Source organism: Streptomyces hyderabadensis (assembly GCF_020404845.1).
Taxonomy (GTDB): Bacteria; Actinomycetota; Actinomycetes; order Streptomycetales; family Streptomycetaceae; genus Streptomyces; species Streptomyces hyderabadensis.
Genome location: NZ_JAIOJZ010000017.1, coordinates 82,618 through 97,243 on the forward strand (window position 1 = coordinate 82,618; position 14,626 = coordinate 97,243).

13 protein-coding genes are annotated in these 14,626 nt (G+C 72.0%); 11 read left to right on the forward strand and 2 right to left on the reverse strand.

Annotated features, from left to right (window positions below; translation table 11 throughout):
• Nucleotides 1–56: 56 nt before the first annotated feature.
• Nucleotides 57–671: a 5-formyltetrahydrofolate cyclo-ligase gene (locus K7854_RS15645; RefSeq protein WP_226027105.1), complete on the forward strand. Its 615-nt coding sequence runs from the start codon at nucleotides 57–59 to the stop codon at nucleotides 669–671.
• Between the two features lie 72 nt (nucleotides 672–743).
• On the opposite strand, the gene K7854_RS15650 is transcribed toward K7854_RS15645, so the two are convergent.
• Nucleotides 744–3,524 carry a penicillin acylase family protein gene (locus tag K7854_RS15650; protein WP_226027106.1) on the reverse strand — a complete coding sequence of 927 codons (2,781 nt, stop codon included), beginning with the start codon at nucleotides 3,522–3,524 and terminating at the stop codon, nucleotides 744–746.
• A gap of 239 nt (nucleotides 3,525–3,763) precedes the next feature.
• Between K7854_RS15650 and K7854_RS15655 the strand changes: the two genes are divergently transcribed.
• The 6 genes from K7854_RS15655 to mscL all read left to right on the forward strand — a co-directional run bounded on the left by K7854_RS15655 (nucleotide 3,764) and on the right by mscL (nucleotide 9,662).
• Nucleotides 3,764–5,386, forward strand: a complete 1,623-nt coding sequence (locus K7854_RS15655) for a potassium/proton antiporter (RefSeq protein WP_372481037.1) — start codon at nucleotides 3,764–3,766, stop codon at nucleotides 5,384–5,386.
• A 249-nt stretch (nucleotides 5,387–5,635) separates the two neighbouring features.
• Nucleotides 5,636–6,901 carry an MFS transporter gene (locus K7854_RS15660; RefSeq protein ID WP_226027107.1) on the forward strand — a complete coding sequence of 422 codons (1,266 nt, stop codon included), beginning with the start codon at nucleotides 5,636–5,638 and terminating at the stop codon, nucleotides 6,899–6,901.
• 67 nt (nucleotides 6,902–6,968) lie between these two features.
• Complete coding sequence (locus tag K7854_RS15665) at nucleotides 6,969–7,295, forward strand: FmdB family zinc ribbon protein (protein WP_226027108.1); 327 nt, start codon at nucleotides 6,969–6,971, stop codon at nucleotides 7,293–7,295.
• 113 nt (nucleotides 7,296–7,408) lie between these two features.
• Nucleotides 7,409–8,281, forward strand: a complete 873-nt coding sequence (locus K7854_RS15670; RefSeq protein WP_226027109.1) for an S-methyl-5'-thioadenosine phosphorylase — start codon at nucleotides 7,409–7,411, stop codon at nucleotides 8,279–8,281.
• A 319-nt stretch (nucleotides 8,282–8,600) separates the two neighbouring features.
• Nucleotides 8,601–9,080 (forward strand): CpaB family protein, encoded by a 480-nt coding sequence (locus K7854_RS15675; RefSeq protein WP_308112538.1) that lies wholly within the window; start codon nucleotides 8,601–8,603, stop codon nucleotides 9,078–9,080.
• Between the two features lie 111 nt (nucleotides 9,081–9,191).
• Nucleotides 9,192–9,662, forward strand: coding sequence for a large conductance mechanosensitive channel protein MscL (mscL, locus tag K7854_RS15680; RefSeq protein WP_226027110.1), 471 nt, complete (start codon nucleotides 9,192–9,194; stop codon nucleotides 9,660–9,662).
• A 16-nt stretch (nucleotides 9,663–9,678) separates the two neighbouring features.
• Here the strand turns inward: mscL and K7854_RS15685 are convergent, their stop codons facing one another.
• A complete protein-coding gene (locus tag K7854_RS15685) occupies nucleotides 9,679–9,855 on the reverse strand; it encodes a hypothetical protein (protein WP_226027111.1) in 177 nt (58 codons plus the stop codon).
• A 113-nt stretch (nucleotides 9,856–9,968) separates the two neighbouring features.
• On the opposite strand from K7854_RS15685, the gene K7854_RS15690 reads away from it, so the two are divergent.
• The 4 genes from K7854_RS15690 to K7854_RS15705 all read left to right on the forward strand — a co-directional run bounded on the left by K7854_RS15690 (nucleotide 9,969) and on the right by K7854_RS15705 (nucleotide 14,609).
• Nucleotides 9,969–11,201, forward strand: coding sequence for a low temperature requirement protein A (locus K7854_RS15690; RefSeq protein ID WP_226027162.1), 1,233 nt, complete (start codon nucleotides 9,969–9,971; stop codon nucleotides 11,199–11,201).
• Nucleotides 11,202–11,289: 88 nt separating this feature from the next.
• Entirely contained in the window at nucleotides 11,290–12,321 is a 1,032-nt protein-coding gene (locus tag K7854_RS15695) for a P1 family peptidase (RefSeq protein ID WP_226027112.1), read from the forward strand.
• Between the two features lie 134 nt (nucleotides 12,322–12,455).
• Complete coding sequence (locus K7854_RS15700) at nucleotides 12,456–13,679, forward strand: L,D-transpeptidase (RefSeq protein WP_226027113.1); 1,224 nt, start codon at nucleotides 12,456–12,458, stop codon at nucleotides 13,677–13,679.
• A 168-nt stretch (nucleotides 13,680–13,847) separates the two neighbouring features.
• Entirely contained in the window at nucleotides 13,848–14,609 is a 762-nt protein-coding gene (locus K7854_RS15705) for a DUF6227 family protein (protein WP_226027114.1), read from the forward strand.
• Nucleotides 14,610–14,626 lie beyond the last annotated feature (17 nt).

Genomic DNA, 14,626 nt, shown 5'->3' on the forward strand with positions numbered 1-14,626 from the left:
TGACTCGGGATCATAGCCGCTCATATGAGCGCATTAGCGCGGTACGGGAGTCACCGATGTCTCATCTCGGCCCTGTGGACGAACCTGACAAGCGGACGTTGCGGCGGGCTTTCCTCGCGGCGAGGAACAGGTTGACGCCGGACGACCTGCGGGAAGCCGCCGAGGCGCTGGCCGGGCGGGCGCTCGCGCTGCCGGAGGTGGCGGGGGCGCGCGCCGTGGCGGCGTACGTCTCGGTGGGCGCCGAGCCGGGCACCCTCGCGCTCCTGGACGCGCTGCGCGCGCGGGGGGTGCGCGTCCTGCTGCCCGCGCTGCTGCCGGACAACGACCTGGACTGGGGCGAGTACACCGGACCGGACTCCCTCGCGCGCGTGCGGCACGGCGGGCGGATGGAGCTGTGGGAGCCCGCCGGTGCGCGGCTGGGGCCGGACGCGGTGACGGGGGCGGACGTCGTGCTGCTGCCGGGGGTCGCGGTGGACGGCCGGGGCCTGCGGCTGGGGCGCGGCGGCGGCTCGTACGACCGGGTGCTGGCGCGGCTGACGGCGGCGGGCGCGCACCCCGCGCTGCTGGTGCTGCTGTACGACCGGGAGGTCGTCGCGCACGTCCCCGCCCAGCCGCACGACCGGCCGGTGGACGCGGTGGTGACGCCGTCGGGGGTGCGCAGGTTCCGCTGACGGGCCCAGGAGACGGGAAACGGCCTCCACGCGCGCGTGGAGGCCGTTTCCGTGGGACGGACGGGTGCCCGGCTACGGCTTGAGCACCAGTGTGTCGCTCGTGCTCTCGTCGACGGCCTTCTTCGAGAAGGACCACGGCAGCAGTTCGCCGTCGGCCCACTTGTCGGTCTGGTCGGTGTAGTGGGCGCTGTAGGCGTGTCCGGAGGCGCCGGTGAGGTTGATCCAGCGGGACTTGTCGAGGTCACCGAGGTTGACCACCATCCGCATGGACGGCACCCAGATCACCCCGTAGCCGCCGGCCGCGTTCCAGCCGGAGGCGTTGACCGCCGCCTCGCCGCCGCTGAGCTTCCAGGGGCCGCGGTTGAGGGCGTACTTCAGGAAGCCGGGGCCCTCGGTGCCCAGGGTCTGGTTCTTCAGGAACAGGCGGTGCAGCCGGCCCCAGTTCCAGGTGTCGATGTCCTTGCCGAGCTTGGCGGTCAGCTCCCAGCGGGCGTCGATCATGGCGCGCTTGAACAGGTCGTCGCGGTTGTGGTCGGCGCCCTTGCGGGTGCCGTTGGCGGGCGTCGACCACCAGTCGCTCTTCGGCTTGTCCATCAGGTTGCGCACCACCTCGAACCAGCGGTCGCCGCCGTCCGGCTGCGCCTGGCCGGGGTCGCGCTGGCCGCACTCGCGGACCTTGTTGGTCTCGTCCGCCGGGCCGGTGGTGTTGACCGGGTCGACCCACAGGCACTGGCCCTCGACCCGCAGCTCCTTGGGCAGCTTGTTGCCGAAGGCGAGCTTGAGGATGTTGCGCCAGACGGCGTTGAAGTACGCGGCGGCGGCCGAGTCGGCGTCCTGGGTGTAGTCCCAGCCCTCCAGCAGCTTCTGCGCCTCGCGGACGTCCTTGTCGGCGACGTCGATCTTCAGCAGCTGGGGCACGAGCAGCTTGGCCATCTCGCTGCTGTTGTCCAGCTGCATCTGGCGCATGTCGTCCGTGGAGATCTTGCCGCCGTCCTTGATCTTCTGCTCGATCAGGGAGGTGATGCGCTGGCTGCGGGCGCCGTAGCCCCAGTCCGTGGTGAGCGTGTACGGGTACTTGTCCTCGTCGACGACGGCCTGGTTGGCGGTCACGATGTAGCCGCGCTCCGGGTCGTACTCGTAGGGCAGCTCGTCCTGGTCGATGTACTCGCCGGTCCAGCGGTACTTGGAACTCCAGCCCGGCGCCGGGACCGAACCGTCGTGGCCCTCGGCGCGCACCGGGATCCGGCCGGGCAGTGTGTAGCCGATGTGCTCGCTGTCGGCGTAGACCAGGTTCTGCGAGGGCACGTCGAACAGGGCGGCGCCCTCGCGGAACTCGTCCCAGTTCTGCGCCCGGTCGATGGCGAAGACGGCGTCCATGGTGGTGCCCGCCTCCAGCGCGGTCCAGCGCAGGGCGACGCCGTAGCCGTCGCCGCGGTCGGGCGCGGAGCTGTCGACGGTCGCCTTCTTGCCGGTCTTCACCAGCTCGTCGTCGCGGTCGGAGAGCAGGGGCCCGTTGTTGGTCTCGCGGACGACGATCTTCTTGGAGTCACCGCCGGCGACCTTGATGGTCTCCTCGCGCGTCTCGAAGGGGACCACCTTGCCGTCGTACTGGTAGCCCTCGCCGGTGATCTTCTCCAGGTAGAGGTCGGTGACGTCGGCGCCGGAGTTGGTCAGGCCCCAGGCGATCTCCTGGTTGTGGCCGATGACCACGCCGGGCATGCCCGCGAAGGTGTAGCCGGCCACGTCGTAGCGGCACTTGTCGGAGACGGTGCGGCAGTGCAGGCCCATCTGGTACCAGACGGACGGCAGGGACGGCGACAGGTGCGGGTCGTTGGCCAGCAGCGGCTTGCCGGTGATGGTGTGCTTGCCGGAGACGACCCACGAGTTGGAGCCGATGCCGTTGCCGTTCACGCCGACGGCGGTGGGGACGTTGTCCAGGACGTCCTGGAGGCCGGCCAGTTGGCCCTGGAGGGCGCTGCCGGAGCCGGTGCCCGTGCCCGTGCCAGTCCCCGTCCCGGCCCCCGTGCCGTCGCCGCCGTCCGACGAGCCGCCGTCGCCGCCGTCGAAGGTCTGCGTCAGCTCGTCGTACTGGCCCTCCTGGACGATCGCCTTGTTGCGGTCGTACGGGTACGCCGGGTACAGGTCGGCGATCTGCTTCGGGCCGAGGCGGCTGGTCATCAGCGCCCGGTCGATCTCGTCCTGCATGTTGCCGCGCAGGTCCCAGGCCATCGCCTTGAGCCAGGCCACCGAGTCGACCGGCGTCCACTCCTGGGGCTTGTAGTCGTTGGTGAACCCGAGGGCCGCGTACTCCAGGGAGATGTCCGCGCCGTCCTTGCCCTTCAGGTAGGCGTTGACGCCCTTGGAGTACGCCTGGAGGTACTTCTTGGTGGAGTCCGACAGCTTCTCGTCGTACTCCTTCTTCGCCACCCGGTGCCAGCCCAGGGTGCGCAGGAACTCGTCGTTGTCGACCTGCCCCTTGCCGAACATCTCCGACAGGCGCCCCGCGGTCATGTGCCGGCGGACGTCCATCTCGTAGAACCGGTCCTGCGCCTGGACGTAGCCCTGCGCCATGAACAGGTCCTCCTCGGTGGAGGCGTAGATCTGCGGGATGCCGTACCCGTCGCGCTTGACGTCGACCGGACCCGACAGGCCGTCCAGCGTGATCGAACCCTTGGTCTGCGGGAAGGACGCGCGGACGGTGCTGATCGACCAGTACGCCCCGTAGGCGAGGCCGCCGACGAGGGCCAGGACCAGCACGAGGACGAGCAGGCGGCCCTTGCGCCCCTTGCGCCCCTTCTTCCTGCCGGACGTGCCGGGCTGCTGACCCGTGGAGGCGGTGGTGGTGGGGGGCATCGCTGTCCTTGCTGTCCTAACACGAGCGGCAGGGGCGGGCTGTGCTTCGTACGGAGCGCCGGGCGCGGAACGCCGAGCGCTGGAGCAACTGTAGGCGCAGGCCCGGCTCCGCCTTGACGCGGAGTCGGGTACCGGGACGCACGGGCGTTCGATCTTGCCAAGCCGAGCGTCAAGAAAGCGTCAAGAGTTAGGTAAGGTAACGAAGTAGTTGCCCGCAGAACATGGCGGATTCGTGTGCCATGGGTGGTGCGCCGGTGCACGCCTCGCGCGTAAGCCGCGCGCGCCGGGCGGGCACGCTCATCCGCGCTGTGATTCACGCTGTGCGCCAGGGAAGGGAACGGCCGCTGACTGTCCACCACCTCAACCAGCTCCTGCTCGTCTGCTCGCTCGTCCTGCTCATCGCCGTGGCGGCGGTCCGGATCTCCTCGCGCAGCGGGCTCCCCAGCCTGCTCGTCTACCTGGCCATCGGCATCGCCATGGGCCAGGACGGCATCGGCGACATCCAGTTCGACAACGCCGAACTGGTCCAGGTCATCGGCTACGGGGCGCTCGTCGTGATCCTGGCCGAGGGCGGGCTCGGCACGAAGTGGAAGGAGGCGAAACCGGCGCTCCCGGCCGCCTCCGCGCTGGCCCTGGGCGGTGTAGCGGTGAGCGTCGGCGTGACCGCGGCGGGCGCGCACTACCTGACCGGCCTCGAATGGCGGCAGGCCCTGATCGTCGGGGCCGTGGTCTCCTCCACGGACGCCGCGGCCGTCTTCTCCGTGCTGCGCCGGATTCCGCTGCCCAAGCGGATAACGGGCACGCTGGAGGCCGAGTCCGGCTTCAACGACGCCCCCGTGGTCATCCTCGTGGTCGCCTTCTCCACGGCCGGACCGATCGAGCACTGGTACGTGCTCATCGGCGAGATCGCCCTGGAACTGGCCATCGGCGCGGCCATCGGACTCGCGGTCGGCTGGCTGGGCTCGTGGGGACTGAAGCACGTCGCGCTGCCCGCCTCCGGCCTCTACCCCATCGCCGTCATGTCGATCGCCATCGCCGCCTACGCCGCCGGCGCCATGGCCCACGGCAGCGGCTTCCTCGCCGTCTACCTCGCCTCGATGGTCATGGGCAACGCCCGGCTGCCGCACTGGCCCGCCACCCGGGGCTTCGCCGACGGACTCGGCTGGCTCGCCCAGATCGGCATGTTCGTCCTGCTCGGCCTGCTGGTCACCCCGCACGAGCTGGGCGACGACATCCTGCCCGCCCTGGTCATCGGACTGGTCCTCACCATGGTGGCCCGCCCGCTGAGCGTCGTGCTGTGCCTGGTGCCGTTCCGGGTGCCGTGGCAGGAGCAGGCCCTGATGTCGTGGGCCGGGCTGCGCGGCGCGGTGCCCATCATCCTGGCGACGATCCCCATGGTGGAGGGCGTCGCGGGCAGCCACCGCATCTTCAACATCGTCTTCGTGCTGGTCGTCGTCTACACCCTGGTGCAGGGCCCGACGCTGCCGTGGCTGGCGCGCAAGCTGCGCCTGGGCAAGGGGGACGAGGCGGCCGACCTAGGCATCGAGTCGGCGCCCCTGGAGCGGCTGCGCGGGCACCTGCTGTCCGTGACCATCCCCGAGGGTTCGAAGATGCACGGCGTCGAGGTCAACGAGCTGCGGCTGCCCACCGGGGCCGCCGTCACCCTGGTGGTCCGCGACGGGACCTCCTTCGTACCGCTGCCGACCACGGGCCTGCGCCGCGGCGACGAACTCCTGGTGGTCGCCACCGACCCCGTCCGGGACGCCGCCGAGGCACGGCTGCGCGCGGTCGGCCACGGCGGCAAGCTGGCCGGCTGGCTGGGCACCGGAGGCGCCGAGGGCGCTCGCAGGGGTCGCGGGTGACCGGGTGAAGGGTGCCCACTTTCACAGGCCGCGCCGGTCCTGCTCCCTGTAGGATGAAGGCCGCACCTGATCGAACCACCTCTGTCTGAAGCAGAGCTGGCGCGACCGTATGGCGGCCGGATCGCCCCCTCATCCACGCGGGCTCCGGCATCTACCGCAGTCCGCGCAAGTGGACAGCTCTCGGCGCTCCCGCACGACGCCCACACGCGAGGCGGGACCGCGCTACCAGGCGGCAGAAAGGCACGGGCCGTGGCATCCACGGTCACCCGTCCGGGATACGGACAGCTGCTGCGCACCCGCGGCGCCTGGACGTTCCTGCTCCCCGGCTTCGCGGCACGCCAGCCGTTCGCCATGCTCACCCTCTCCATCGTGCTGCTGGTGCAGCACACCACCGGCTCCTACGGCGTGGCCGGCGCCGCCGCGGCCGTCACCGGTGTCTCCATGGCCGTCTTCGCCCCGTACAGCGGCCGGCTCGCCGACCGCTACGGGCAGCGCGCCGTGCTGCTGCCCGGCGTGCTGGTGCACGCGGCGTCCGGCCTGACCCTGACCGTCCTCGCGCTCGCGGACGCGCCCCTGTGGGCGCTGTTCCTCGCCGCGGTGCCCACCGGTGCGTCGGTGCCGCAGGTCGGGCCCATGGTGCGGGCCCGCTGGGCCGCGCGGCTCAAGGACTCCCCGCTGATGAGCACGGCGGCCGCCTTCGAGTCCGTCACCGACGAGCTGACCTTCGTCCTCGGCCCCCTGCTGGCGACCGCCCTGTGCACCGCCGTCGACCCCGCCGCGGGCCTGGTCACGGAGGCCGCGCTCACCCTGGTGGGCGGTCTGCTGTTCGCCGCGCGCAAGAGCAGCCAGCCCGTCGTGGGTGGCGCCGGCGACGGGCACGCGCGCGTGGAGCACGTTTCCGCGCTGCGGGTGCCCGGCGTACGGGTCCTGATCGTCGTCTTCCTGGGCATCGGGTCCGTCTTCGGCGGCATGCAGGTGTCGCTGGCGGCCTTCACCGAGTCGATCGGCGAGCCCGGTCTGAACGGCGTCCTGTACGGCGTCTTCGCGGCGGGCAACATGATCTCCGGCCTGGCCTGCGGCGCCATCGCCTGGAAGGCGGCCCCGCAGCGGCGCCTGCTGGTCGGTTACGCCGCCCTCGCGCTGACCGCGTCCGGCCTGTGGGCCGCGCACTCGGTGCTCGTGCTGGCCGGCCTCGGCCTGCTGGTCGGCATGTGCATCGCGCCCGCCATCGTCACCGGCTACACCCTGGTCGAGGGCCTGGTCCCGGCGGGCGCCCGTACCGAGGCCTTCACCTGGCTGACCGGCGCCGTCGCGCTGGGCCAGGCGGCGGCCGTGACCGTCGCCGGACAGCTGGAGGACCGCTTCTGGGACGGCGCCGGATTCCTGGTGCCGATGGGCGGCACGGTCCTGGCGCTGGTGGTCCTGGTGGCGCTGCGCTCGCGGCTGGCGACCCGGCCCTCCGGCCGCACGGTCGCACGTGGTGTCGGTCACCGCGCGCCCGCCACAGTGGACTGATCCCGAGGAATAGGTCACTATAGACCGTCGTTAGCACTCATCGAGTGAGAGTGCCAGGAGGAAGACAGTGCCGACGTACCAGTACCAGTGCACCGAGTGCGGCGAGGGCCTCGAGGCGGTGCAGAAGTTCACCGACGACGCCCTCACCGAGTGCCCGAACTGCCAGGGACGCCTGAAGAAGGTCTTCTCGGCCGTCGGCATCGTCTTCAAGGGCTCCGGCTTCTACCGCAACGACAGCCGCGGCAGCTCGTCCAGCAGCTCGCCGGCGTCGTCGTCCTCGAAGGCGGCCTCGTCCTCGGCTTCCTCGTCCTCCTCGGACTCGGGTTCGTCCTCGACGTCCTCGGCGTCCTCCTCGGGTTCCGGCAGCTCCGCCGCGGGCTCCACCGCCGCGTAGCGGCCGGCTCCCCGGCCGGCTCCCCCGCCCGCGCGGGACCCGTTTCTTACGAGACCCTGTCGTCGTCCGGCGACGGGGTCCTCGGCGTTGTGCGGGGCGGTTAGGGTGCGGACATGGCGAACAAGGTGAAGGCCGAGAACGCGCGGGCCGAGCATGTGCGGGCCGAAATCGGTGTGATCGGCGGCTCCGGGTTCTACTCGTTCCTCGACGACGTCACCGAGGTCCGGGTGGACACCCCCTACGGGCCGCCCAGCGACTCCCTCTTCGTCGGCGAGGTCGCCGGCCGACGGGTCGCCTTCCTCCCCCGGCACGGCCGCGGCCACCATCTGCCGCCGCACCGGATCAACTACCGCGCCAATCTGTGGGCGCTGCGCTCCGTGGGTGCCCGCCAGGTCTTCGGTCCGTGCGCGGTCGGCGGACTGCGCCCCGAGTACGGGCCGGGCACGCTGCTGGTGCCGGACCAGTTCGTCGACCGCACCCGGTCCCGCCCGTCGACCTACTTCGACGGGCTGCCGATGCCCGACGGCACCGTGCCCAACGTGGTCCACGTGTCACTGGCCGACCCGTACTGCCCCACCGGCCGCGCCGCCGCGCTGAAGGCGGCCCGGGGGCGGGAGTGGGAGCCCGTGGACGGCGGCACCCTGGTCGTGGTCGAGGGGCCGCGCTTCGGGACCCGCGCGGAGTCCCTGTGGCACCGGGCGCAGGGCTGGTCGGTGGTGGGCATGACCGGCCACCCGGAGGCGGCCCTCGCCCGCGAGCTGGAGCTGTGCTACACCTCGCTGACCCTCGTGACCGACCTCGACGCCGGTGCGGAGAGCGGCGAGGGCGTCTCGCACGAGGAGGTGCTGCGGGTGTTCGCGGCGAACGTGGACCGGCTGCGGGGCGTCCTGTTCGACGCGGTGGCCGCCCTGCCCGCGACCGGGGAGCGGGACTGTCCGTGCGGGGCGGCGCTGGGCGGCATGGATCCGGGGATCGCGCTGCCGTAGGGGCACGGAGGGGCACTGAGAGCGGGCGGGCAGGCGCGGAGCACCGGGTTCCGGTGAAGGGAACGCCGCGTTCCGGTGTGGAACACCGGGTTTGGCGCGCGGAACGCCACGTTCCGGTGAGGGAGTTGTCCACAACCGGCCCGTGGTCCACGGGCTCGGGCGGGACGCGGCGAGAAGCCTCATCGTGGGAACGCAAGCCGGTCCCTCGTCACAGGTGGTGGTCACCGTGTTCCCTCCCGCCCTGCCGTCTTCCTCCAACTCCCGTTCCCCCTTCCCCTCCTCTCTTCCGCCCGGCGCCGACGCGCCGCCCACCTGCGAGGTGCCGTACTTCGCCCCGGTGCGGGTGCGCGGCGGACGACGTGCCCTGCACCGGCTCGGGGCGCACCGGCGGCGTGCCCTGGCCGTCGGGCTCGCCGTCACCGCCGCCGCACTGGTGGCGGCGGGCCCGCATCCGGGGGCCGGCGGGCAGGACGCACGGCGGGCTCGGGGACACCCGGTGGCCGATCCGGTGGGCGAGCGGCACGGCACCCGGCTCGTGGCGGCACCGGTGCGCATCGCCGACGCGGACACGGTGCGGCTGCTGAGGCCGGGCGACCGGGTCGACGTGGTCGCGACCGGCGACGGCGGTACGGGGGACACCTCCGTGATCGCGCGCGGGGTGCGGGTGGCGAAGGTGCCGGAGCCCGTGGCGGAGCCGGCGGCGGGCGGGGCGCTGGTCGTCCTCTCGGTACCGCGGGCCACCGCTCACCGGCTGGTCGGCGCGGGTACCACGGAGCGGCTGGCGGTGACTCTGTGCTGAGCCGGTCAAGTCCCTCGTTCGAGGGACCGGATTGGACAGGACGGCCCAACGCTGTCGTAGGTTGCGGAGCGTTTGGTTCCTACACCTTTTCAAGCGAGGAGTGCTCCCACCGTGAGCGAGAAGAACGCGCCGAGCGTCTGGCAGGGCTTCAAGGCCTTCCTGATGCGCGGCAACGTCATCGACCTGGCGGTGGCGGTCGTCATCGGCGCCGCCTTCACCAAGATCGTCAACTCGGTGGTGGACGGAGTCATCAACCCGCTGGTCGGGGCGTTCGGCACGCAGAGCCTGGACGGTTACAGCTCCTGTCTGAAGGGCCCGTGCACCGGGACCGGCGACAGCGCGACGGGCGTGCGGATCCTGTGGGGCTCGGTGCTGGGCGCCACCCTCACGTTCCTGATCACGGCGGCCGTCGTCTACTTCCTGATGGTGCTGCCCATGTCGAAGTACCTGGCCCGGCAGGAGGCCCGCCGCAAGGCGAAGGAGAGCGCCGAGGAGGTCATCGAGGTCTCCGAGCTGGAGGTGCTCAAGGAGATCCGCGACGCGCTGGTCGCCCAGCGCGGTTCGGGACACGACCGCTCGTAACGCCCGGGCGCGCGGCTCACAGGTGGTGGGGCGGCTTCTCGTCGAGGAAGCGCTTCAGGTCGGCCGCGCCGTCGCCCTCGGGCCGCTCGCCCCAGCCGCGGTCGGTGTCGTCCGAGCTCTGCTGGTCCAGCGGGTCGTCGAAGACCAGCGCGGGCCTGGGCGCACGGGGCTCGGACTCGGGGGTGGCACTCATGCCTCCAGGGTACGGCCCACCTGGTGGACGACGTCCCCTCCGTCCGGCTCGTCCCGGCGGCGAGGGCGGTCCGCGAGCACGCCCGCTCCGTCTCTGCTGTGCTGGGAGCCATGATGTCCAGTCCCTCCTCCGCAAGCGCGCCCGCCGGGCCGCCGCCCGACGGCCACCCTCCGGTGCGCCGGCTGAAGGCCCGCCACCGGCACGAACAGCATCGCGTCGCCACACCGCTGGAGCTGTTCTTCGACCTCTGCTTCGTCGTCGCCATCGCCCAGGCGGGCGTCCAGCTGGTGCACGCCGTCGCCGAGGGACATGCCGGCGAGGGCGTCCTCAACTACGCGATGGTCTTCTTCGCCATCTGGTGGGCGTGGATGAACTTCACCTGGTTCGCCTCGGCGTACGACAACGACGACGCCCTCTACCGGGTGGTCACGCTGGTCCAGATCGCCGGGGTGCTGGTCCTGGCGGCCGGGGTCTCCCGGGCCTTCGAGGACCACGACTGGGCGGCCGTCGTCATCGGTTACGTGATCATGCGGGTCGCCATGGCGGCGCAGTGGCTCAGGGCGGGCCGGTCCGCCGCGCCGCCGGAGAGCACCATGGCCCGGACCTACTCGGCCGGCGTGCTGCTCTGCCAGATCGGCTGGCTGGGGCTGCTGTTCCTGCCGGAGGGCGGCCGCGGCTGGCTGTTCGTGGTGATGGTGGTGCTGGAGCTGTGCGTGCCGGCGTTCGCCGAGCGCAAGCACACGTCGTCCTGGCATCCGCACCACATCTCCGAGCGGTACGGGCTGCTCACGATCATCGTGCTCGGCGAGACGATCGCGGCGGCCACCGTGGCGGTGAAGTCGGGCATCGAGGAGAACGACGCGCTGGGCGAGGTGCTCCCGATCGCGGCCGGCGGACTGCTGATCGTCTTCGCGGCCTGGTGGATCTACTTCGTCGTGCCCGTCCACAGCTACCTGCGGTCCAGCAGACAGTCCTTCCTGTGGGGTTACGGCCACTACCTGGTGTTCTCCTCGGCGGCGGCGATCGGGGCGGGACTGGAGGTGGCGGTGGAGCAGGCCGTGGGAAAGGCACACGTCTCGACGCTCGCGGCGTCCTTCGCGGTGACCCTGCCGACGGCGGTGTTCCTGCTCACGGTGTGGGCGCTGCACGCGCGGCACTTCAAGGTGGGCCTCGCCGAGCAGCTCGTGCTGCCCACGGCCGCGGTCCTGGTGCTCGGCTGCACCTTCCTGGGCGGCGCGGCGGTGCTCGTGGCGGGGATCGTGCTGGCGCTCGCCGTCGCGGCCGGGGTGACGCTGACCGCGCGGCGGACCGAACGGGAGCGGCGGACGGCGGCACCGGCCGCCTGAGCCGCGGCTCCCCCGCCGGTGCCGGCCACCGACACCCCGCCGTCGGCGACCGAGGTTCCGTCGCCGGCGGCTGGACGAGACTGGGGGCATGACAGCTGACGCATTGACGGATGTCGCCGGTCTGCGGGTGGGGCACGCGACGCGGGCCGGGGACGGGTGGCTCACGGGGACCACGGTGGTGCTCGCGCCGGAGGGCGGGGTGGTCGCCGGGGTGGATGTACGCGGCGGCGGTCCCGGCACCAAGGAGACCGACGCCCTCGATCCGCGCAACCTCGTGCAGAAGGTCCAGGCGGTGGTGCTGACCGGCGGCAGCGCCTACGGACTCGACGCGGCCTCGGGTGTGATGGCCTGGCTGGAGGAGCGGAGGCGCGGGGTGCGGGTCGGTCCCGACCCGGCGCACGTGGTGCCGGTGGTGCCCGCGGCCTGCGTCTTCGACCTGGGACGCGGGGGCGACTTCCGGGCCAGGCCGGACGCCGCCACCGGGTACGCGGCGGCGGAGGCGGCGTCCGCGAGCACGCCGGGTGCCACGGTGCCCGAGGGGTGCGTCGGGGCGGGCACGGGTGCCGTGGTCGGCACGCTGAAGGGCGGGGTGGGCACCGCGAGCACCGTGCTGGAGTCGGGGATCACGGTGGCGGCGCTGGTGGTGGCCAACGCGGCGGGGTCGGTGACGGATCCGGAGACGGGGGTGCTGTACGGGGAGTTGTTCCGGGGCGGGCGGGTGGAGTACCCGGCGCCGGACGTGCACGAGGCGGCGGGGCGGCGGCTGGCCGAGCTCGCGGCGAGGAACGCGCCGCCGCCGCTGAACACCACGCTCGCCGTGGTCGCCACCGACGCCGACCTGTCCAAGGCGCAGGCGCAGAAGCTGGCCGGCACCGCGCACGACGGCATCGCGCGTGCCGTGCGGCCCGTGCATCTGCTCAACGACGGCGACACGGTGTTCGCGCTGGCGACCGGGGAGCGTCCGCTCGACGCCGGGCAGCCGCTCGCGCTGAACGAGGTGCTGGCGGCGGGCGCGGACGTGGTGACGCGCGCGATCGTGCGGGCGGTCCGGGCGGCCGGGCCGGTGGACGGTCCGGGCGGGGCCTGGCCGTCGTACGGGCAGCTGTACGGGGGCAGTTGACTCGTCCGCGTTGCGATTGTCCGGGTTTTGTCACGTGTCGGCGTTCCGGGCGGCCGGTGGGAACCCCACGAGCCGCCGGGGCCCTCTACACGGCTGAAGCGAACACCGCACAACACCTGAACCTGGAGCAGCCCGTGACAACGCCGGACATAGCCACGCGGCGCGTACTGGGGGCCTGTGCCGCCCTGGTGGTCGGCGCCCTCACCCTCACCGCCTGCGGCGGAAGCGCCAGCGCCGACGACAAGAAGGACGGCAAGGGCGGTGCCGGGGCCGCCGACACCTCGGTCGCGAAGCTCGTGATCTCGGCCAAGGACGGGTCGACCGGCGCCTCGATCAACTCGACCGGTGTGAAGGTCAGCGACGGCAGGCTGACCGAGGTGCGGATGACCGTGGCGGAGACGGGTGCCGCGGTGCCGGGCACGGAGTCCGGCGACGGCAGCAGCTGGAAGCCGAAGGAGCAGCTGGAGCGGGGGACGAAGTACCGGATCACGGCACGGGCGGAGGACGGCGACGGCCGCCCGGCGGCGGCCGACTCGGTCTTCACGACCGTCTCCTCGGCGAACAGCTTCGTCGGTACGTACACCCCGGACGGCGGCAGCACGGTCGGGGTGGGGATGCCGGTGTCGTTCACCTTCGACAAGGCGATCACCGACCGGAAGAGCGTGCAGTCGCACATCACGGTCACCTCCAGCAGCGGGCAGGAGGTGGTCGGGCACTGGTTCGGCGCGCAGCGGCTCGACTTCCGGCCCGAGCAGTACTGGAAGGCCGGTTCCAAGGTCACGATGAAGATCGACCTGGACGGGGTGGAGGGCGCGAACGGCCTCTACGGCGTGCAGAAGAAGACCGTCACCTTCACCGTGGGCCGCGCGCAGGTCTCCACGGTGGACGTGAACACGCAGACCATGACGGTGGTGCGGGACGGCAAGACGCTCAAGTCGGTGCCGATCTCGGCGGGCAGCGCCGCGAACCCGACGTACAACGGGCAGATGGTGATCTCGGAGAAGTCCGAGCAGACGCGGATGAACGGCTCGACGGTCGGCTTCGGCGGCGAGTACGACATCCCGGACGTGCCGCACGCGATGCGGCTGAGCCAGTCGGGCACCTTCATCCACGGCAACTACTGGTACAGCCGCGGCAATCCGCCCTTCGGCTCCCAGGGCACCAGCCACGGCTGCGTCGGCCTGGCGGACGTCCAGGGCGCGCAGGGCGACACCCCGGGCAAGTGGTTCTTCGACAACTCGCTCGTCGGGGACGTCGTGGTCGTCAAGAACTCCCCGGACGACACGATCGCTCCGGACAACGGCCTCAACGGCTGGAACATGCCGTGGAGCGAGTGGATCGCCGGAAGTGAGGCCTGACTCGCCTCTGAGCAGGGTTTTTTGACGGTTTCTCGGGCCGCGCGGAAACTTTTCGCGCGGCCCCCGCGTTTTTCGTGCGTACGTTTTCTCGGTTCCCGGACATGATGTCCGACCGAGGGGCTACGGTATGCACCCACAAGGTGACATGCAGCAACGCCGGGAGAAACCTTGAGCGTTCCGTACGAGACGTCAGCGTACGAACCACCCGAGTCGCCCGAGTCTCCAGAGGAGCACCTCATGCGGCTGCTCGGGCGCGCCCTGAACTCGTTCGAGCTGCCCGACGAGACGATACGGCGACTGGACTGCGCGCTGGCGCACGACGGTTCCCTGCACTCCGCGCACCACAGTGCGGGGCTGCACCGCGAGACCTACCGGCACACCTGGCTGCTCGCCGACGGCTCGGCGCTCACGCTCTGGGAGCTGGTCCACAACACCACCCCGGGCGGCGAGCCGCAGCACGAGGTCTATGTGGACGAGGAGGAGCTGCGCACCGCCGGCTCCCGGCTGGCGCTGCCGCCCGACGCCCCCGACTTCGAGCTGCCGGCGCAGGTGCAGGTGCAGGTGCAGCTGTCGCCCGTCCCCGCCCCGCGGCACGCCTACGTCCCCGACGCCTCCGCGGACCACGCCCGCCGGCTGCTGCGCCGCGCGGAGAACGCGGACCGGCCCGACGCCGCCCTCGCCGACCGGCTGTCGACGGCGTGCGGGCACCAGATCGTCCAGGCCTTCGGCGGTCCGGGCCGCGCGGGCCGCGCCCGGATCGGCTTCTCGCTCTACGAGCACGCGTTCCTGCTGCGCGACGGCGTGGAGGTCTCCCTGTGGGAGGTCGAGCACACGGCCACGCCGGACGGGCGCCACATGTGCGAGGTGTACGACAGCGAGGACACGGCCCGCCGGGCGATGGAGCGGCGCGCGGCACAGGTCTCCCCGTAGCGCGCCCCGCTCCCCCG

Bases quoted from the DNA above. Each gene is read 5' to 3' on its own strand.
- K7854_RS15685 (WP_226027111.1), bottom strand. From the start codon at position 9,855: ATGAGTGCCACCCCCGAGTCCGAGCCCCGTGCGCCCAGGCCCGCGCTG.
- K7854_RS15650 (WP_226027106.1), bottom strand. From the start codon at position 3,524: ATGCCCCCCACCACCACCGCCTCCACGGGTCAGCAGCCCGGCACGTCC.
- K7854_RS15695 (WP_226027112.1), top strand. From the start codon at position 11,290: ATGACAGCTGACGCATTGACGGATGTCGCCGGTCTGCGGGTGGGGCAC.
- K7854_RS15645 (WP_226027105.1), top strand. From the start codon at position 57: ATGTCTCATCTCGGCCCTGTGGACGAACCTGACAAGCGGACGTTGCGG.
- K7854_RS15690 (WP_226027162.1), top strand. From the start codon at position 9,969: ATGTCCAGTCCCTCCTCCGCAAGCGCGCCCGCCGGGCCGCCGCCCGAC.
- K7854_RS15655 (WP_372481037.1), top strand. From the start codon at position 3,764: ATGGGTGGTGCGCCGGTGCACGCCTCGCGCGTAAGCCGCGCGCGCCGG.
- K7854_RS15670 (WP_226027109.1), top strand. From the start codon at position 7,409: ATGGCGAACAAGGTGAAGGCCGAGAACGCGCGGGCCGAGCATGTGCGG.